At 58.7% G+C, this 264-nt stretch carries 1 protein-coding gene; it reads left to right on the top strand.

All coding sequences use genetic code 11. The features are described 5' to 3' along the window. The coding region (locus tag Q1A41_RS20290) for a hypothetical protein (protein WP_299982990.1) at positions 1 to 264 on the top strand (264 nt) is incomplete at both ends.

Raw genomic sequence — 264 nt, forward strand, 5'->3', positions numbered from 1 at the left:
GATATGGAAGTGAACGTGGTGTTTGCGAACGGTACTGCGGAAGACGGTGACTACACCGCAACCGCACAAACCGTGACTGTATCGGCGGGTGATAGCACCACAACCGTGACCGTTCCAACGGCACAAGATGCGGACTTCGATGATGAGACCTTTACGGCCACCATCGCGGGCGTAGGCGCCGGTGCTTCTCAGTTTGAAAATGTGGACACCACCACCGGTGTCACTGTGGGCGGTACGCCTCGCACGCCAAGTGCCGAAGCGACC

The organism is uncultured Pseudoteredinibacter sp., assembly GCF_947502065.1.
GTDB lineage: Bacteria > Pseudomonadota > Gammaproteobacteria > Pseudomonadales > Cellvibrionaceae > Pseudoteredinibacter.